The following is a 21,619-nucleotide window of genomic DNA, read 5'->3' as shown; positions in this document are numbered from 1 at the left end:
TCTAAATTTAACCTGTAGTAACTTTTCAAAATGTTTTGAAGTTAATTTTATTCTGTCATTAACCATGCAGCGGCCTGTTCTATAGATTCGGTAAATTCATGGGAGGCATTTGGAACTGTTTGCAGTTCCCAGTTAAACGTGCTGCTTGAAGTAGCCGCTGCATTTTCACTTAGGTTAAAAAAGTGTATGGCACGGTCATATCGGGTAAGTCCCTGTAGATCTACCGTGCTGTTATGTCTCAATCCAGGTGAGTTTGGGTCGGTATCATTTTCGCCTACCTGTATCAGTACTTTTTTGGCAAAATAATTTGAAGGATTAATACCAGCAAGCGGACTCTCGGCCAGGCCGTAAGGAAATTCAATAGAGGTATCAATGTCGGTATACCATCCTGCTCCCGATGCCAAAGCCTTGTTTAAATGTGTTGCTGAATCCAGCAATATAAATTTTTGAAGAAATTGAGCTCCTGCTGAGTGCCCGTACATATTGTAGGTTGAAACAGATGTTGGCGTAACCGATTTGATATAACTGAACAAAGGTTCTATTATGGAAAATGTCCATTCACTTTCGGGGTTTAATGTAGCAGCAGATGGGTTATCACCATCTGTAAACATGTTTCCTAAATTATAAGCGTCACCACCCGGGTAATAAGCGTCTGAAAATTCGGGGGCAACAATAATGGTCTTGTTGGTTTCGGCATATGTAATCCAGGCATCCCTGTAATCTATCGCATTACGGTTAGCACCATGTAAAGCAAACAGAACAGGGGTAGTACTGTCGCTGTTTTCGGGAACATAGTAATATACATTAACCGGTTTTGAAGAAAGCGGTTCATAACCCTGATAGGTAAATACACCTTTTCCTTCCAGCATATCGGTCTGTTTGTAAGACACATCGTTTTTATCACATCCGGTTAAGGAAAGGGTAAGCAGTAAGACGAATAAATATTTCATTTGTATTCTTTTCACAAAAGAATTGAAAATAAAAGCTATATAAACATACCAATTTAAATTTTGTAAGCATACCGCTTACAGGTGCCTTTGTGCAAAATCGTTATAAGTACGCACCATTTCCATTATTTTTTTAGTCATAAGATGTTTTCTAACTGCCGAATAACCCAGTATTAGTCCGTTTTGCTCATCATTAATAAAACATTTACTGTATTGATGGGCTATAAGCTGGTGTTGTGTGAGTTCGTCTACCAGTTCCTTATCATGAAAAGACTGGGGAACCGATGACAACAGGTGTAGGCTTCGTGTAGCAGATTCATTAAGCTTAAAGGACTCATGTATATTATTGTTCACCAAACGGGTGAAGAGTTCCTTACGCTCATCGGCTACTTCAATAACATTTTTTATATGGTTAAACAAATAGTTTTTTTCTATAAACTGACTCATTACAATTTGGTTGTAGGGCGATACAAAGCGGTGGGAATGTTTTTGCAGTGCCGTAATAACATCCAGCAAATAGTAGGGTACAACCATGTAACCAAGCCTTATGGAAGGGTGTAGCAAACGGTTAAAGGTGCCAAGGTATACCGTTCTGTTATCGTTGTCCATTTCAAAAATGGTAGGGTCTTTAAGTCCCCAGTTGCTTACCTCGTGGTCGTAATCATTTTCAATAATGATAGTTTCGTTTTGTTTAGCCCAGTCTATAACTTCCTGTTTCCGTTTTTTTGTCATTTTTACTCCGGTTGGGTAATGGTTGGACGGAGTGACATGAATAATTTTGGGTGTAAACGCTTCATTGCTTTCAGGCAGGCAAATACCTTCGCTGTCAACAGGGAAAGCATTAATATCGGCCTCGAGACTCCTGAAAATAGAGTGTACATTAGGGAAAGTTGGGTTTTCCATTACTACAGCATTACCTCTGTCCAAAAGTGCTGTACCTAACAGGTAAAGTGACTGCAATGAACCCGATACTATTATTATCTGTTCATAGTCGCATTTTATACCCCGCATCAGGTACAGGTAATTGGCAATATTCTTTTTAAGGTTTTTAATCCCCGAAGAGTTGGAATAGGTTAGGGAAGAAGCCTTAATGTTGCGCCAGTATAGGTTGGATAGTTTTTTCCATTGGTTTACCGGGAATATGTCCAGGGGCGGTAATCCCGGCCTGAAGGCTATGTATTTGTCTGATGTTGTATTAATAAGGTGTACGTTATGCTGAAAGCTAACACCTGATTTTGATATTTTAGGATATTTAACCTGAGGGTTAACCTTGTCTTTGGCAGTAATGTTCTTTTCCTGTCTGGGTAGTATTTTATAGCCCGATCCTTTTTTTGCCTCAACAAAGCCTTCTATAATAAGTAATTCGTATGCTTTTATAACGGTGCTTCTTGAAACCGAAAGGTGTTTACTAAGATTGCGAGTAGAGGGTAAATGAGTACCTTCAAGCAATTGGTATTGCTCAATAATATTCTTTAAGTACTCGGTGAGCCTCACGAACTTAGGGGTATTCTGGCTTTGATTTGCCGAATTAAAGTCGGAACTTAGAATATGTGTGATAATATCCATTAACTGGTATGCTTATAAAATTTAAATTGGTATGTTAAAGATATTAAAAAGTTTACTCTCTTTGGCAAATAAATAATTAAATAATTATAAAACGAAATCGTTTTAAAAAACGATATTAATAAAAAAACAAGTTAATTATTTAAGAATAGATTGTTTTGTTACAGATATTGCTGAGTTGGTGAGGTTGTGAAAAAGGTTATCTGTAAATACTGAAAATAAATTTACAATGCAATTTAAAAAGGTACCGGTCCTAATTGCAAAACTATATTCATAACTATTACTATCACGCTAACTTAAACACTTAAAATTATGAAAACCAATTTGATTAAGTATATGGCAGGGTGCTTTATCCTTGTCCAGGTTTTAACAGGTTGTAGTACAGATGACGTGGAGCCGACAGAAGATGGTGGCGGAACGACGCCTGACTTAGTACTTATACCGGATGATGCTTTTGGTGAATACATGTTATATAATGAAACAGCAGGGGTATATGAAGTGGTGGAAGACGGAGCTGTACACTATTATCTTGATCCAACAGAAGTAGCGGCTGTAAACGAACTTTTACTAAGTAAAACCAGTAGTAACGTCGCAAATTTAACGACGGCAGGACTGGCAACAGCCGAAACAAAAATTACCGATCTTACAGGTATTGAATATTTTGTAGGGTTACAACATTTGGTACTTACTTCAAATAGTGTTACCAGTCTGGATGTTTCAGACCTTACTGCATTACAGGAACTGGAACTTAACTTTAACCTTATTGGAAGTCTGGATTTATCAAATAATTCACAGCTAACCCTGTTACGATATAAAGGAAGCTCAAGTGCCGAAGAGAATCAGAAACTTTCTACTATCGATTTGAGTAACAACACGGCATTAAAACATTTATACCTGCCTAACCACAATTTTGTTACTATTGATTTGTCTAACAATTTAGCAATTGATGAGATGTTAGACATGAGTGGTAATCCGGGTCCTGACGGAGATCCTGATACGGCAGATATTGTTGTTCCGGCAGCAATTTACGATCAGTTAGCTCCTGAAAACAGATTAGGAGTAGTGTCTGACGCTAATGTTACAGCTACAGTATTTTTAGCTGTTGATAACGAAACAATATCTGAAGCCGATGGTATGGCTACAATAACCGTATCATTAAATGCAGCAACAAATCAGGATGTTACTGTTGTATTAAGTGTTGCCGGTACGGCTACACAGGATACTGATTATACCCTAAGTACAACTTCTATAGTAGTGCCTGCAGGGCAAACATCGGCGACAGCCACATTATCTGCAATACAGGATGATGAGGCTGAAGGTAATGAAACGGTAGTACTTGATATTGAAAGTGTAACCAACGCCGAAGCAGCCGAAAATCAGGCAGTGACTATAAATATTGAAGACGACGAAATCGTGATTTCATTACTAATCAACGAGGTGCTTTACGATCCATCTAACGATGCGTTGGACGGTGATGCAAACGGTGACGGTGTATACAGTCAGGCAGAAGATGAGTTTATTGAATTCTATAATGATTCTGACGATGCGCTGGATATGAGCGGCTTTATGATTTATGATGCCGACGGATATTTAGCAGGTACGCCTAACCATACTTTTCCTGAAGGTACAATAGTACCGGCACATGGTGCAATAGTAGTGTTTGGTGGTGGTACACCTACCGGAAGCTTTGGTGGTGCCGTGGTACAAACCTCAACAACAGGCGATTTAAATATGAATAATGCAGATGACCTTATGACAATCACTGATGCCGAGAATAATGTACTGCTTACCTTTAATATCGAACCGCTGTCTAACAACCCTAACGAATCGTATACCAGAAATCCTGATATTACGGGAGAGTTTGTACAGCACAGCTCAGTAAACGGAGCCTTATTCTCTCCGGGTACAAAAGCAGACGGAACCTCATTTTAATTAATTATAAGAGTTAGTATACAATGATAACAGGCCCAATTATAGCAATAGTATTTATTGTACTGGTAGCAACACTGTTGCTAAAAAAATACTATCCGCATGCGGTATTGCTTATAGCAGGATTATTAATGCTTACCGTAGCCTACTTTTTACCGGGGCATGATCCCTTCCCGGAGTTCAAAAAAGGCTTTATAGGTTTCAACATTTTTAAGGCTGTAAGAAATTCGTTTGCAGGAACTAACGCAGGTGTTGGGTTAATGATAATGGCTATTGGTGGTTTTGTGGCTTATATTGATAAAATAGGCGCATCTAAATCTTTAGTATATATAGCTTTAAAACCATTGGGCCTGTTTAAAAAACATCCTTACATAGCTGCTTCGTTGGTTATCCCTATAGGGCAGATACTGTTTGTATGTATCCCGTCGGCGGCGGGTTTGGGGTTATTATTAATGGCTTCGGTTTTCCCTATCCTTATCAATTTGGGGGTAACAAGGCTCTCGGCAGTTTCTGTAATAACAGCCTGTACAGCTTTCGGTATGGGGCCAGCATCGGCCATTACGGTAAGTGCAACTTCAATTATGGAGACCGATACCGTAGGTTATTTTATAAGGGAACAAATACCGCTTGCCATTCCGCTTAACTTAACGCTTATGATTACCTATTACTTTGTAAACAGGTATTATGATAAAAAGAATAATGTAGCACAACACGAAGTGGAGGTTAAGGAACCCGAACTTACTGCCCCGCTATACTATGGTATAATCCCTATTATGCCTTTAATATTACTGATTTTATTTTCGGATATATTCAATTTCTTTGGCGACGAAATAGTACTTGACACTACTACGGTAATGTTTATCAGCCTTTTTGTGGCACTGATTTTTGAAATGATACGAAAAAAATCGGTTAAGGATGTACTGAAATCGCTTACCATTTTCTGGTCGGGCATGGGGGATATATTCAAAACTGTGGTAACCCTTATCATTGCTGCTGATATATTCTCGCAGGGACTTATAAGCCTTGGCTTTATTGACGGACTTATAAGTACTTCCCAGCACCTTGGTTTTGGAGCTATAGGTATAGGGATTGTTATGGCGGTAATGATATTTTTGGCTTCCATGCTTATGGGGAGTGGTAATGCAGCCTTCTTTGCTTTTGGTCCGCTTATTCCTAATATAGCATCAAAGCTTGGGGTAAAAACTACTACCATATTACTGCCTATGCAGTTTTCGGCTTCAATGGGAAGAACCGTATCTCCGGTAGCAGGAGTAATGATTGCTACAGCAGAAATAGCCAAAGTACAGGTAATGGAAATTGTAAAACGCAATTTGATTCCGCTTGTTTCGGCTTTACTAGTCATGTTAATTTATTATTACATATAATATATGCTTACACTAATAAAAAATGCTAACGTATATGCTCCCCAGCACTTAGGTACAAAAGACATACTTGTAGGAGGAGAAAAAATACTGGCTATAGAAGATAATATAGAACCCCATTCAACTTTCACAAAGATTATAGATGCTAAGGGTAAAGTTGTAACCCCGGGGTTTATAGATCAGCATGTGCATATAATAGGTGCAGGAGGTAAGCATGGCTATGCCTCTATGACGCCCGAAATTATGCTGGGTGAATTTGTAGCCTGCGGGTCGACCACCGTGGTGGGATTATTAGGTACCGATGGTACTGCCCGTAGTGTGAAAACACTTTATGCAAAAACTAAAGCTCTTACCGATGAAGGTATGAGTGCCTATATGTTTACCAGTTATTTCAGTATAGATCCGGTTACCATTACCAGTAACATACAGGACGATATGGTGTTTATAGATAAGGTAATAGGCTGTAAGGTAGCGATAAGTGACGAACGCTCGTCTTACCCAACGGCTCAGGAACTTTTAAAGCACTTAAGAGAAGTAAGGGTAGGCGGACAGATTGCCGGTAAAAAGGGAATACTGCATATCCATTTAGGTAAGATGTCTTCACAAATAGATATACTACTTGAAATCGTGAAGAAATACGAGTTTCCTATAGAAAACATATCACCAACCCATGTAGGGAGAACAAAATCACTGTTCGATCAGTCCCTTGAGTTTGCCAAACTGGGCGGTATGATTGATATTACTACAGGAGGTACTAAGTACACAGATCCTTACAAATCGGTACTGTATGCGCTGGAGCAGGGCGTATCCATAGACCAGTTAACCTTTAGTAGCGACGGTAATGCCGGATTAGGTAAAACCGATGAAACAGGTAAGGTTATAGGTTTTAAAAAGGCTCCTGTTAATCTTAACTACGAACAGTTCAGGGCACTGGTAAAAGATGGCGGACTGCCAATAGACCAGGCTGTAAAACTAATAACAAGCAACCCTGCCAAAAACCTTGCGCTAAAACAAAAAGGTACTATTGGAGTAGGGTTTGATGCCGATTTCTGCTTTTTAGATGATGATTTGACGCTGACAGATGTAATTGCCAGAGGCAAGGTTATGATGGCTGATAAAGAGATTATTGTAAAAGGTAATTTTGAACACTAACAGATAATGAAAAAGTATATACTATTAATCACGGTTTTACTGCTTAGTGCCGTTAAAATGTCTGCCCAGGTACATTTGGATAAGTACAACTTTGGGGAAGGACTTAATTTTAGCGGAGACAGCGGGTACAGCATGAGGCTACAGGGTTATGTACAGCCTTATGCCGAGTTTAAGAAAGCCGAAAACGACAGTGACCTGTATACCAGGTTCAGGATGCGACGCCTCAGGCTTAGGCTTTCGGGGGAGTCGGCAGATACAAAATTCAGCTACAGGCTACAGGTAGATCTTAGCGGTTCTACCGAAGCCGATACCGATGAAGGGAGTAACAATATGCTTCTGGATGCTTTTGTTACCTATGATTTTTCCAAAAACTGGTCGGTTAGCTTTGGGCAAAAAATGACCCCTACAGATAACCTTGAGCTTAGCATGGGTTCTCAAACACTTCAGTTACCCGAGCGTAGCAGGCTTACTTCGGTATTTGCTTCCATAAGGGAATTCGGGTTGTTCTTTAACGGATCTTACAGGTTAAGCGGTGGCGATATGTATTTAAAACCTGCGGTTGCCATAACTAATGGTGACGGTATGAATGTTTTTGATAAAGACCACGGAGGTTTTAAATATGGTGGTAGGCTGGATTTCCTTCCTTTCGGGTTGTTTAACAAATTTGGGCAATACCGTCAGGCAGATATTCAAAGGGAACTCACCCCAAAACTCCTTATAGGTGTTAACTACAGCTACAATGACGGAGTGAGTAGCAGGAGAGGCCGTAACAGCGGATCCATATTATACCTTGATGATAGCAATAATGAGGCACTGCCTGATTATGAAAAGTTTGGTATTGACTTCCTTTTAAAATATCAGGGTTTTTCCCTATTGGGAGAGTTTGTAAAATCAAACGCTTATATTGATAACAGTATTACCCAAAGGGTACGTACCGATGGTTCTGTTTCTTCAAGCTTTGAGGTAGATGGTATTCAGGATGTAACGAACTACATTAAGAACAGAATGATGCTGGGGCAGGGGTATAATGTACAGGCAGGTTATGTGTTTAAAAACCTGTGGTCTGTAGACGGAAGGTACACTCACCTTGAAGCCGACAAATATTCGTTCCTTAATAACGGAGCATTTTATGCAAGGCCTAACTACTATACACTTGGTGTAACTAAGTATATGGGGCGTAATTATGGAGCCAAGATACAGGCTTCCATGACTTATGTTGACACGGCTCCCGAAGCTACCAATAACGATGGTGAGCTGGTAAACGGTAACGAGTGGATAGGACGATTAATTTTTACAGTAAGTTTCTAAATATCAGGAGATGAAAAATATAATAACAATTTTGGTATTAAGTTGCACATGGCTTTGTTCGGCGCAACTTTTTAATCCTCAGAAGAAGGAAATGACCGAAAAGTTCTTTCCTGAGTTTGAAGTGGAGATAAATACTCCGGCTTTTGATAAAAAGAAAGGCTTTACCAAGTATGACGAAATGATGCCTTTCCTTCAAAAATTGGTTGACAGTCATAAGGATATAGCGGAGATGACATTTATTGGCAAAAGCCAGAAAGGGAGAGATATTCCGTATATCCATATCAACCAGAAATCAGGAGTTAACGATAAGGTTAAGGTATGGATTCAGGCCGGTATTCACGGTAACGAACCTGCCAGTAGCGAAGGAGTACTTTACTTAATAGAACAACTGCTAAACAATAGCGAATACAGCAATTACCTTGACCAACTGGAAATAGGTATAATCCCTATGGCAAACATAGACGGTTATAACAAACAGGACCGATATGCTGCAAATGGACTGGACCTTAACAGGGATCAAACCAAACTGATGGTTCAGGAAAGTGTATACCTTAAAAAGGCATTTACTGATTTTGGCGCCGAAGTAGCGCTTGATTTCCACGAGTTCCAACCTTTTAGGAAGGATTATCTGGAAATGGGGGAGTTTGGATATTCCAACCCATATGATGTAATGCTTTTATACACAGGTAATCTTAACGTGCCAAAAGAATTAAGAGACCTTACGCAGTTTGGATTTATCAAAAACACTAAAGATCTTTTGGCTACTCATAACCTAACAAGTCACGATTACTACACTACTGCCGATGTTCACGGATTCACAGTATTCAATCAGGGATCGGTTAATGCAAGGGCAAGTGCTACTTCATACGCATTAAGCAACTGTGTGTCTACCCTTGTGGAAGTAAGGGGTATAGACCTGGGGAGAACTTCCTTTAAGAGAAGGATAATGACTACTTTCTATATCGCTGTTTCTTATATGAACACAGCTATGGAAAACAAGACCGAATTGAGAAGGATTTTAAAACAATCGGAAGAGTCGGGTAACGATGTAGTTGTTTCATCAAAAAGGGAAGCTTCAAGGTCTGAACTGGAATTTATAGACATAGCCAGTAACACAAAAGTAAAGGAGGAAGTAAACCTTCGTGATGCCTTAAAGTCACATCCTGTATTAAAAAGGGATATGCCTACAGCCTACATTGTTTTACCTGAGCATACCGCACTTATTGAAAAGCTGAAAGTGCTGGGTGTGGAAGCACAAGAGCTAAAGGAGGCTCAGGATATAGAAGTGGAAAGCTACAAAGTAGTAAACTATAAAAGGGATGCCCGAAAGTATGAAGGTATGAACAGGCAGGACGTAACTACCGAAAAGGTAACTGAAACCAAAAATTTCCCTGCCGGAACTTATATTATTTATACCAGTCAGAAAAACAGAGGACTGGCAATAGAAACACTGGAACCCGAAGCAGATAACAGCTTTATCTCTTTTGGAGTATTGAGAACAAATCTGGGAGAGGAACTTCCTATTTACCGTTATATGAAATCTAAACTATAAGTATAGACGCAACATGAAAAAAATAATATTATATATACCGCTTATACTGGCTTTAAAGCTATCTGCTCAGGATAATATAAGCACTGCAAACGAAGTGAAGTTTGAGCAGGGCAGCGGACTCAATTTTGGCTTTGATAACAATAACTACCAGTTTAATATTGGAGGCTTTATACAGCCTGGATATACCTACAGTAAATTTGAAAATCAGGATGCCGAAAATACCATGAAGGTAAATCGCGCTTACTTCTCGGTAAGCGGTAAGGCGTTAAAGGAAAAGGTGAGCTTTTTTATCCAAACCGATTTTAGCCAGTCCAATCCGTTACTGGATGCATGGGTAGCCTATCACCCAACAAGTAATATAAACGTTACAGTAGGGCAAAAAAGGACTTTTGTAAACAACAGGGAAATGACCATTAATGAGGATAAGTTCCAGTTTACCGACAGAAGTATGTTAAGTACTGGCCTTTCCAATACGGGTAGGGAGTTTGGTATTTTTCTTGACGGAACCTTTAGTATAGGTAACTTTGGTTTTGTGCCTCAGGTAGCCCTTACTTCAGGTGACGGAAGAAACTCTTTTGGGTCAGACTCAAGAGATACTGATTTTGGCGGATTTAAATATGGCGGTCGTCTTGATTTATATCCGTTAGGATTTTTTACGGAAGGTAACCAGAATACAACAGCCGACTTACTACATGAAGGAAGTTTAAAAATGGTAGTAGGTGGTGCTGCAAGTTACAATGATGGTGCGAGTAACGGTGTAGGTGAGGGTCATGGTGATTTTGATCTTTATAACGAAGACGGCGAACTACAGTACCCTGATTACAGAAAAATGTATGCCGATGTATTATTAAAATACCAGGGTTTTTCATTATTGGGAGAGTATGCCAATACCAGTGCAACAGGGTTAGAGCAAACATTTATTAACCAGGCAGGGACTGTGGCATTACAACCTATGCAAATAAGCTCTATGTTGGTACTGGGCGATGCTTATAATATACAATTAGGGTATGCTACCCTTAACGGTTATGCTGTAGATGTACGTTATACAAACCTTACACCTGAGTTTACGGATTATAGCAGTTCACTAATGGAAGAGACTAAGGCCTATACTTTAGGATTGTCTAAATACATTAAGGGAAACAGCCTTAAAATCCAAACTGCTTTCTCGAGTATAGAGTATGAAACCAGTAAAGAAATAAGGGCAGAATTACTATTCCAGATAGTATTTTAGTGCAAAAAAAGGATAACTTTACTTTATGAAATTATTTAGATCAGGCTCTGAAAAGAAGATGGTTTTCAAAATTATGGGACCGCTTCTTTTTATTTTTCTGGAAATACTGGGGCCTCCTCAATCTTTAAATGCAGGTGCCTACCATGTGGCATGTGTTACACTTTGGATGGCTTTTTGGTGGATTACCGAGGCCATTCCAATTGCAGCAACTGCATTATTACCCATAGTACTTTTTCCGTTGCTTGGTGTGCTGGACCTACAGTCTACCACAACCAGTTACGGGCATAAATATATTTTCCTCTACTTAGGAGGTTTTATACTGGCCATAGCCATAGAACGCTGGAATTTGCATCAGCGCATTGCCCTTACCATTATACGGTATGTAGGAGGGAAGCTGTCTCAAATTATACTGGGCTTTATGATTGCCACAGCTTTTTTATCCATGTGGATATCAAACACGGCGACTTCGGTTATGATGTTGCCTATAGGTATGGCGGTAGTAAAACAGTTTAAGGATGGTTCGCCCGGAAACAAAATGGGAGATTACTTTGGTAAGGCATTGATGTTAGGGATAGCCTACAGCGCCTCTATAGGCGGGATAGCTACCTTAATAGGTACACCGCCTAACCTTGTATTGGCTGGGGTACTGGAAAAAATATACCATGTTAAAATTGGCTTCTTCCAGTGGATGAAGTTTGGACTTCCTATTTCCATACTATTACTTGTACTATGCTGGAAATACCTAACGACTTATTCCTTTAAATTCAAATCGGTTGAGTTTCCCGGAGGAAGGGAAGAGATAGACAGGATTTACAATAAGCTTGGTAAAATGAGTTTTGAGGAAAAACGTGTTTCCGTGATTTTCATACTAACAGCCTGTGCATGGATTTTCAGAGGATTGATTCAAAAGGTAATTCCTACTATAGATGATACTATTATAGCAATGGCAGCTGCCATATTGTTATTCATTATTCCGTCAGGGGAAAACAAAAAGGCTCTGCTAACCTGGGAAGACACAGTTAAGCTACCTTGGGGTGTTATATTGCTTTTTGGTGGAGGTATGGCGTTGGCAGAAGGTTTTTCGAGTACAGGACTTGCCGAATGGGTCGCCGAACGTATGACAGGTATGGAAAATGTTAACTTATTAGTATTATTACTTATACTGGTTACCCTTGTGAATTTCCTAACCGAGGTTACTTCAAATATGGCTACTACGGCTATTATTTTACCGGTGTTGGCACCTATGGCTCTTTCGCTGGATGTGCATCCTTACCTTATAATGACAGGAGTAACACTGGCTGCATCGTGTGCATTTATGCTCCCAGTAGCCACACCGCCTAATGCAATAGTATTTGGTTCCGGTTATTTACGAATATCCGATATGGTTAAAAGTGGTATTGTAATGAATCTCGTTTCAATACTTATAATTACATTTATGGTTTACTTCCTGCTTCCGGTTATCTGGGGTATGGATTCGGTAAATTTTCCATTACTGTTCAAGTAGCGATAATTAAAAATTCATTTAGACACAACCATAATATTATAATCAGAGGGTAACTATCTTTAAATATTATATAGGTATGTTTTAGAATATATGTAAAAGCGCACCTCAAGGTTTTAACTTTGAGGTGTTTTTTTAGTTTCGTTTAGAAAAAGTGAAATTTGCTGTTATTAAAAAGGGAGGGCTTTATGATTTTCAACCATACTCAAAATATAAATAATTAACAATTTATGACGACAACAATTAAATACACAAATTCAGATGGGGTATTGGTGTCACTTGAACAAGCCGAAAGACTAAAGTTTTATAATAAAGAGACATATAATAATGGCTTATTAAAGAAAATAGAGAAATTTGCTCCCCAAAAAAGGAATAGTGATGAAATCATATTGACTAGAGTTGATTACTATTTAGATAGGGGAGAAGTTTTTGAAGATATAATTGACCAGTATGTCTCTGTAATAAGAAGGTTTGTAATATTCTATAATAAACAAATTAATTCAAATGGAGAGGTATATTATGAATGTCTTAATTACTTTAATGGAAATATTGAATCAAAGGAGCGATTTGTTTTTAATAATGAAAGTTTATGTATAGCCTCATGTAAGCTTGATTTAAATACCAATGAAGTATATAAACAAATGAAATATTTTTATGGAGATACGAATATCTACCCAAGAGAAAATTATAATATACCTTCTTTAGTGGTTTATTATGAAAATAATGATGTTGATTATATTTATGATACCAATGGGTATGACTATAAATTAAGTGATTTTTTCACCAGTCCAATAAGTACTGTTTTTATTTGGAATGATTACCCTTATTATCATAATTTCTTGCCGATGCTTCCGGAAGATATATCAGCTTAAGCAATTGTTTTTAAGGTTTGATTGATAATATTCAACTTGTTTATAAAATTTACACATTCCCAATAACACACTTTCCCTTGCAAAAAGGTACTATCATAAGTTCAGGAATCGTTATGGTGATATATAATATCCATTGGAAGATGCTAAGTTAAGAAGCTTAGTGTTTTTGCCTTGTTAATGTAATAACACTTCTATGGAAAGGATAGGTTAGAAAACACTAGTATTTACGGGGCATTAATGTCAATATATAAAACAGGGTAACTCTGAAATTTCAAGTAAATATAGTAAATAGAGCTAGTTTTTTATTTATTTTGCCTAATCCAAATGTAAAAAATGAAATTACGGCTCTTTTTATCGATTTTTTTATTCACTGTATTTTTTAGTTGTAAAAAAGATATATCCTTACAGAAGAAGTCTGATTTAAATAATCAGATAAAATCTTTTGATTCAATAGCTGCTAATGATAGGGCTAAGGCTAAGTTTATATCTGACGGGGCTTTTGATGAAATAAAAAGAGATACAAGTGCTATTTTACAGTTAAAGGCATACTATTACAAAACCCGTCTTGAAATCATAGAGGGTAATGTTGAGCAAACAGGAACTTACGCCCAACAGGCACTGGATATTGCCAAAAAGCTTAAAGAGGAACGGTTGGTTAATCAGTTATATATAATACTGGGTAACTATTATGTTCAAAAAAATGAATACTCAAAAGCAGCGGCGGTTTATTTGAAAGCACAAAACTATTTTGAACAAAATAATGACTCTGAAAATCTTAGTGCACTTTATAATGCAATGGGAATTTTTTATTTTGAAACAGGAGACTTACAAAATTCCCGTAATTATTTTGATAAAACTTATTTTATATACAATCAAAAAGGAAATGTAAGGGGTAAAGGACTTTATTATGCCAATGTAGGAAACATATATATGATAACCGAAGATTACTTAAAAGCTTTGGAATATCAGGAACGTGCTTTAAAGAATTTTGAAAAGATTAAAGACTCTGTTAGTATGGCAAGCTGTATGATCAATATTAGTAATATTGAATCAAACCTTAAAAATTATGATAAGGCTTTAGCGGTGCTTAATGATGCCTGGAATATGGCCGAAAAGGGTAATAACAGTAGGCTAAAGGAGAGAATTTTATTAAACTACTCTATTATTTATAGTTCTAAAGGTAACCTTGATAAGGCTTATGATTATACTGAAAGACATATAGCTTATGCTAAAGAACTGGATTATCCGAAGGGGGTTATGAATGGTTATGATCAGATGGCAGGGGTATTAAATAAAAAAGGAGATTTTAAAAATACTGCTACTTATTTAAAACGTTACTACGAACTTAAAGACAGTATTTATGGGTCTGAAGTTAAGCAGCGTATTGAGGAACTAAAATGGAGTAATGAGTTTGAGAAGTCTAAAATGGAAAGTGAACTTTTAAAAAGTAAGTATGATATTGAGAAGGAGCGTAGTACCTCATTACTTTTTCTTTCACTATTAGTAATTTTTACTTCTATATTGGTTATTGGACTTGGTTGGCTTTTATATCGTAATAAAAAGAAAAGCCTAAAACTAATAGAAATAGATAACGAACGACTACATGAAAAAATTGAGCTTGAGCGTGTAAAAACCGAAAAAGAAAAAGCGGAGAATGATTTGTTAAAAGTGAAAGCCGATAGGCAGTTGCTTGAACTTGAATCGAAGAATAGAGAAATAACTTCTATAAGTCTTCAATTAGTGGCAAAAAATAAAATTATGTCACAAATATCTAAAGTGATTGATAAGAAAAAGAAATCTACTGAGGAAATAGAAGCAGAGCTTAAATCAATACTTTTTCAAAATCAGAATCAGGAAAAGGACTGGGAGCAATTCAAAGAAGTTTTTGAAAACATACACCCCGGATTTTATGAAAATTTAAAGGAGAGATATCCTCAACTCACCGCTACAGATTGTAGAATTTGTGCTTACATACGTATACGAATGTCACTAAATGAAGTAGCGGGATTAATGAATATTTCTCTTCAAAGTTTACATACTTCACGTTATAGAATAAGAAAAAAACTGGAACTTGACTCAGACGTAAATTTGGATGACTTTATTCTTAATTTTGAGTTATAAAAATGTTGTCTATGAACGTTAATTTGGTATGATTTTTATAAAGTTCTTACTATTAGTGATTTACATAAGTGTTAATATTTTATTGTTCAGTATTTGTCTAGGAGTTTGTTAACCTATTTTTTGTGGTTTGAGTTTATTTTTGAATTTGTCACTACGACAATTTAACTATCTAAAAAACTTAAACTATGAAAAAAATTACTTTAATGTCTGTAATGTCATTATTGTCGTTTTACATGTTTGGCCAATTACCTCAGGAAGGATTTGAGGGAACATGGCCACCGGTAGGATGGACAATAACAGATAATGGAGTTGGTACAGAATTCTCGTGGGCGCAGAGTCCATATGGGAGTCCTGTTCAACCTCCCTATGAAGGGGACTATGCGGCTTATATGGTTTCGCAAAATGTGAGTGGTGCCACGCCCGAAGACTGGTTAATTACTCCCCAGTTCAATGTACCGTCAAATCCATTATTACGTTTTTATTCAAAAATGCTTCAAATGGGGCCTTCAGGAACTACGGTTAAGGTTATGATTTCTACGGCTGCCGACCCGTCTGATCTTTCAAGTTACACACTTTTAGAAGATTGGGCTGATAATGAAATTAATCCTACAAATGAATATGAACAAATAAGTTTATCACTACCTACTTCAGCTATAGGTCAGGATGTTTATCTTGCATTTGTAAGGTCAGGAGGTACAGATTATTGGTTAATTGATAATGTAAGTGTTTTTGAGCAGTGCTTAACACCTCAAAATCTTGCAGCTAACAATATAACGCTTAATTCAGCACTTTTAACATGGGATGCAGCAGGTGCTTCAGAATGGGAAGTTGAATTCCTGGAAGTAACTCAAATAACTACAGGTACAGGTGTTACTGTGACTGGAGCTGCAGAATATCCGGTGTCTCTTACTGAGGGGACTGCATATAAGTTTTTTGTAAGAGCTGTATGTGATTCAGGAACTAATGAGAGTGACTGGGCTGGTCCTTTTAACTTTTCTTCAGAGTATCCGGGTTCAACCTGTGAAAGCGCAATAGCTATAACTTCTTCCGAATTACCATATTCACATACTGGCAATACTGCAAATAATGCCCAAAATAATTTTACAGGCTCACCGGGAGCTAGCTGTACTACAGCAAGTGGTTATTTTAATGGATATGAAACAGTATACTCTTATACTCCGCAGGAAGATGAAGTTATTACAATCTCTCTTACAGGTTTAGGTTCAAATTATGCAGGTCTTTTTATGTATGATTCTTGCGCTAATATTGGTGTTCAATGTCTTAACGGTGATATAAATGGTGGCAGTAATGCTGATTTATCTATACCGGAGGTAAATGTAACAGCAGGTACAACTTACTTTTTTGTTATAGGAACCTGGTCTCCGCCTGCAACAGTAACTTATACCTTTAGTATACAAAAAGAACTTTGTGATAAGCCACAAAACCTTACTCTGGGTAACATTACAACTGATACTGTAGATTTTTCATGGACAGAAACAGGTGTGGCAACGGCTTGGCAATATGCATTACAACCGGCAGGTACAGGTTTACCTTCAGGTGCAGGTACAAATGTTAATGTAACATCTGCTAGTGAAGGCTCGTTAGAACCTAATACTGGTTATGAAATTTATATTCGTTCTGAATGTTCTCCTGGCTCTGGTGAATATAGTAGTTGGGCAGGACCTATAACGTTTAATACGGCATGTAGTACATTAAGTTTGCCTTTCTTTGAAGGATTTAACAGTGATTCTTCAACAGAGCAATGCTGGACAGTGGTAAATGCCAACGGAGATAATCTGACATGGGATCTTAATACTACTTATTTTATGTATGAAGGTAATCAGGTGGCTTCTCTTCAAAAGTATTGGAACTCTGTAGATAACGATGACTGGCTTATTACTCCAGGGGTACAGCTAACAGGTAATCAAAGATTACGTTATCAGTACAGGGTAGTATCTGCATCTTACCCTACAGATATGGAAGTGCTTATATCAACTGGCGGAACATCTTTATCTTCTTTTACTACAGAGCTTTCATCTTTGCAAACAATCAATAATGCTGTTTATCAGGAAAAAATAATATATCTTGATGATTATACAGGAGTTGTGAATATTGCTTTTCACGTTCCTGATGTAGATACCAACTCATGGACTTTATTTTTGGATCAGGTAATTATAGAAGACATTCCAACATGTCCTGATCCTCTTGACTTAACAGTTTCAGATATAACAGATACTACAGCTTCTTTAAGCTGGACGCCGGGTTATCAGGAGTCACAATGGGAAGTTGTTGTACAAGAGCAGGGTGGTGGAGAACCAAACGAAGATGGTATTTTAGTAGATAATAATACTTATTTAGCAGAAAACTTAGTTGCAGCTACTTATTATGAATATTATGTTAGGGCACATTGTTCTGATACTGATGATAGCAACTGGGTTGGTCCTTTTGTTTTCAATACTACGGTTTGTGACCCGGCTAATATGTGTCTTTATACTTTTGATATTCAGTCTACTTCAGGTTCAGGTACCTTTTCACAAATGTTTATACACCAAAATAACATTTTAGTTGGTACTGTTAGTGCTTACAGTGGTTTGAATAATACGGGTACAGTTGCCTTATGTCCTGATGTACCTTTTACAGTAACATGGGATACTACTTATTGGAATAATTATACTCAGGAAGTTACTATAACAAACCCTTTTGATGAAGTAATTTATAATTACATAAAAGATGTAACTCCTATTGATACACCTTTCTTTGAAGGTTTCCCGGTATGTACTCAGGAACTTTGTCCGAAACCACAGTTGGTTGAACTAACAGATCAGCAGCAAACAACTTTGACTATCGACTGGCTTGAGCTTGCAGATGCGACACAATGGGAAATTTATATTGTTGAAGAGGGACAGGATGCACCAACTGAAGACAGTGAAGGTATTATAGTTGATGAGCATCCATATACAATTCAAAATTTAAATCCGGGAACAATATATTCAGTATATGTAAGATCGGTTTGCGGAGGTGAAAATGGTAATAGTACCTGGACGGCAGAACAGGTATATTCAACATTAATTTCTAATGATAACTGTGATACTGCAATAGTTTTACCTGTAAGTGATTCAGGATATTGTGATTCACCATATCATGCCACATTAAACCTGGCAACTGCTTCATCTCAGGGAAGTACCTGTAGTGATGCATCGTTTGCAAACGATGATGTATGGTTTGAGTTTACAGCTACATCGGCTTCACAAATTATGTACATCAGTAATAGGGAAGGGAATAACCTAAATCTTACTAAAGTAGTATATTCAGGTGACTGTGATACCCTTCAGGAGGTTGAATGTATAGTTGGAGAGCCAAATACTGATCCGTTATTTAACTTTAATGTTGGTGTTAATAATAACGATATCCTTCTTGAAGGATTAACATTAGGGGAGACTTATAAAATAAGGGTATTCTCAAATGCTGCTACAGCAAGTAATACAAAGTTTGACATTTGTATTGCCACTCCTGTTAACCCTATTTTAATAGATCAGGATACTTATACAGCCGAAGAGCTTGTAACCAATGTATTTGCGAGTGATAACTGTGCACAAATAACTAATGTAAACACCTCTACAGGTACAAACTACGGTGCACCTCATAACGGTATAGGCTACTTTACTCAAGGTTCATCAAACTTCCCTTTTGAAGGAGGAATTATCCTTTCTACAGGTAAAGCTGAAATGGCAACAGGGCCAAAAGTAACTACACAATCTTATAACTTTTATGATCAGGTAAACAATACCGAGGCTTGGTTAGGTGATCAGGATCTACTGGATTATATGATTGCTTCAGAGGTTGATGATAATATTATTGACTACTATGATGCAACTTTAATTGAATTTGACTTTATGCCTTTTGGTAGTGAGTTAAACTTTAACTTCCTTTTCTCTTCAGAGGATTATGGTAAATTCCAGTGTGAGTGGGCAGATGCCTTTGCATTCCTTCTTACAGATGAGGATGGAAACACCACAAACCTGGCGGTAGTGCCTAATACAACAACTCCTATATCGGTAGTTACGGTTAGGGATGAGCAGTACAATGCGGATTGTGATTCCCAAAATCCGGAATATTTTGACAGGGTTTATGATGGTTTTAGAGGTGATTCAAGATATGGCAGTAATAATAATTTCTATGGTAATACAGTACCGCTATCAGTAAATGCAACAGTAGAACCGGGACATCAGTACCATATTAAAATGGTTATCGCCGAAAAGAATGACGGTAATTTTGACTCGGCTATTTTCCTTGACGGAAGTAGTTTTGATACAGGTTCATTAAGCCTTGGTGACGATTTACTGGTAAGTAATAATAATGCACTTTGTAGTGAAGCAACAACTGTACTTGATACTCATTTAGATGAAGAATATTTTGATTTTGAATGGAGTAAAGACGGTGATGTTATTGACAGTGCTACAGGAGCTAGTTATACAGTTACGGAAGCAGGAGATTATAGTGTTACAGCTATATACACAGCTTCGGGATGTACCACTTCGGCTGCTATAACGATAGAGTATTATAATAATGAAGTTGGTGAACCTCAGGATATTGAAGCCTGTTCATTGACAAACGAAGGACTTTTCGATCTAACTGAAAATAATACAGTAGTACTTGAAAATGCAAATGCTACAGATTATGAAATTAACTACTATACTACAGAGGAAGATGCTAATACAGGAGATGATTTAACAGCTATTCAGGATGCTGTAAACTATACTTCAGTAGCTGCTACAGTATATGTACGTGCCTATAACACTGTTACAGGGTGTGCTGTAGTATATCCTTTTGAGCTTATTGTATTACCAAGTGTGACTGCTGTAATTGAATTTACTTATACAGATACCATTTGTGCTATTGGGGCTGCTGAATTTTCACCTGTTTTGGCAGAAGGATTCCAAACAGGGGGATCATTTACATCAAATGATGCCGGACTGATAATTGATGCCGAAAGCGGTATTATAGATGTTGTAAACTCACAGGTAGGAAGTTATGAGATAACTTATACACTAGCTTCTTTTGATTGTACTACCGGAGGAACTTACACTGAAACAGTTGTTATTTCTGCACCTGCTACACCGGTAACAGAATTCACTTATACTGATGCATGTATTTTCTCTGAAAATACTCTTCCTGTTTTGACAGAAGGATTTACATCAGGTGGTGTATTTAGTTCTAACGAACTTACTGTAGATGCTCAAACAGGAGAGGTATCTCTTGAAAATGTAGCTCCGGGTACTTATAATATTGAGTATGTTGTAAATGCTAATAGTAATGATTGTATTGCTGAAGGAACTTATACAGCACAAATTGTAGTTACAGATCTTATTGCTCCACAAATCGCATTTGAATATGAAAGCCCATACTGTGCAGATAACGGTATAATTTCTCCATTACTTTCAGGAGGATTTGCTCAGGGAGGATTATTTACTTCAGAAGCTGGTTTAGCTCTAGACCCTGAAAATGGTTCAATTGATGTAGAGGCTACACAACCGGGAACTTATATTGTTATTTATGAATATGTGAATCCTGACACCTGTGAGCAGGGAAGTAGTGAAGCAGAAATAACTGTTTTGCCAGCTGTAGTTGCAGATGTACAACAAGGGTGTGATAACAATGTTTACGTATTAAGTGTTAGTGATGTTAATGGTTCTTTTGATATAGCTGATTCAGAGATAAACTGGACAGGTCCTGAAGGTTTTGTTGCCTTTGGTGCTTCTGTAGAAATTGAAGAAGAAGGAGCTTACATTGTTGAAGTAATTACAAGTCAGGGATGTGTTATAATACAAACTGTTGAAGTCAATGCTACAGCATGTCTTATCCCTCGTGGTATCTCTCCAAATGGAGATACAATGAATGACAACTTTGATCTTACCGGATTTAATGTAACCAAAATAAGCATCTTTAACCGTTATGGTAAAGAGGTGTTTACTCAGGGAGCTTATACTAACGAATGGTTTGGTCAGGACAAAAAAGGTAATGAACTGCCTACAGGTACTTACTATTACTCTATTGAATTAGG

Annotated in this window: 12 protein-coding genes; 10 read left to right on the top strand and 2 right to left on the bottom strand. The window is 37.4% G+C overall.

Translation table 11 applies throughout. The features are described 5' to 3' along the window. Positions 1 to 47: 47 nt before the first annotated feature. Together GN157_RS12645 and pdxR are read right to left on the bottom strand one after the other, a co-directional pair. On the bottom strand, positions 48 to 950 hold the full coding sequence (locus GN157_RS12645) for an alpha/beta hydrolase family protein (protein WP_157483801.1): 903 nt from the start codon (positions 948 to 950) through the stop codon (positions 48 to 50). Positions 951 to 1,025: 75 nt separating this feature from the next. Then, positions 1,026 to 2,513, bottom strand: a complete 1,488-nt coding sequence (pdxR, locus tag GN157_RS12640; protein WP_157483799.1) for a MocR-like pyridoxine biosynthesis transcription factor PdxR — start codon at positions 2,511 to 2,513, stop codon at positions 1,026 to 1,028. A gap of 309 nt (positions 2,514 to 2,822) precedes the next feature. Here pdxR and GN157_RS12635 point away from each other — a divergent pair, with 309 nt between their 5' ends. From GN157_RS12635 to GN157_RS12590, 10 genes are all read left to right on the top strand, one after another. Further along, positions 2,823 to 4,442 (top strand): lamin tail domain-containing protein, encoded by a 1,620-nt coding sequence (locus tag GN157_RS12635; RefSeq protein WP_157483797.1) that lies wholly within the window; start codon positions 2,823 to 2,825, stop codon positions 4,440 to 4,442. Positions 4,443 to 4,465: 23 nt separating this feature from the next. Beyond that, positions 4,466 to 5,824 (top strand): C4-dicarboxylate transporter DcuC, encoded by a 1,359-nt coding sequence (gene dcuC, locus GN157_RS12630; protein ID WP_157483795.1) that lies wholly within the window; start codon positions 4,466 to 4,468, stop codon positions 5,822 to 5,824. Between the two features lie 3 nt (positions 5,825 to 5,827). Next, on the top strand, positions 5,828 to 6,973 hold the full coding sequence (gene iadA / locus GN157_RS12625) for a beta-aspartyl-peptidase (RefSeq protein ID WP_157483794.1): 1,146 nt from the start codon (positions 5,828 to 5,830) through the stop codon (positions 6,971 to 6,973). A 6-nt stretch (positions 6,974 to 6,979) separates the two neighbouring features. After that, positions 6,980 to 8,281 (top strand): porin, encoded by a 1,302-nt coding sequence (locus tag GN157_RS12620; RefSeq protein ID WP_157483792.1) that lies wholly within the window; start codon positions 6,980 to 6,982, stop codon positions 8,279 to 8,281. Between the two features lie 10 nt (positions 8,282 to 8,291). Further along, positions 8,292 to 9,833, top strand: coding sequence for a M14 family zinc carboxypeptidase (locus GN157_RS12615; RefSeq protein ID WP_157483791.1), 1,542 nt, complete (start codon positions 8,292 to 8,294; stop codon positions 9,831 to 9,833). A gap of 13 nt (positions 9,834 to 9,846) precedes the next feature. Further along, positions 9,847 to 11,064: a porin family protein gene (locus GN157_RS12610; RefSeq protein WP_157483788.1), complete on the top strand. Its 1,218-nt coding sequence runs from the start codon at positions 9,847 to 9,849 to the stop codon at positions 11,062 to 11,064. A 25-nt stretch (positions 11,065 to 11,089) separates the two neighbouring features. Next, positions 11,090 to 12,568 (top strand): SLC13 family permease, encoded by a 1,479-nt coding sequence (locus GN157_RS12605; protein WP_157483786.1) that lies wholly within the window; start codon positions 11,090 to 11,092, stop codon positions 12,566 to 12,568. 227 nt (positions 12,569 to 12,795) lie between these two features. Then, positions 12,796 to 13,437, top strand: coding sequence for a hypothetical protein (locus GN157_RS12600; RefSeq protein WP_157483784.1), 642 nt, complete (start codon positions 12,796 to 12,798; stop codon positions 13,435 to 13,437). Between the two features lie 333 nt (positions 13,438 to 13,770). Continuing rightward, positions 13,771 to 15,558 carry a tetratricopeptide repeat protein gene (locus GN157_RS12595; RefSeq protein WP_157483782.1) on the top strand — a complete coding sequence of 596 codons (1,788 nt, stop codon included), beginning with the start codon at positions 13,771 to 13,773 and terminating at the stop codon, positions 15,556 to 15,558. A 185-nt stretch (positions 15,559 to 15,743) separates the two neighbouring features. Further along, positions 15,744 to 21,619: choice-of-anchor J domain-containing protein (locus GN157_RS12590; protein ID WP_157483781.1), on the top strand; the 5,876-nt coding region annotated here is incomplete at its 3' end.

Source organism: Flavobacterium rakeshii, assembly GCF_009741375.1.
GTDB classification, from domain to species: Bacteria; Bacteroidota; Bacteroidia; order Flavobacteriales; family Flavobacteriaceae; genus Flavobacterium; species Flavobacterium rakeshii.
Note: the sequence above shows the minus strand (reverse complement) of the source record. Positions and strands in the feature narration are given on the sequence as shown.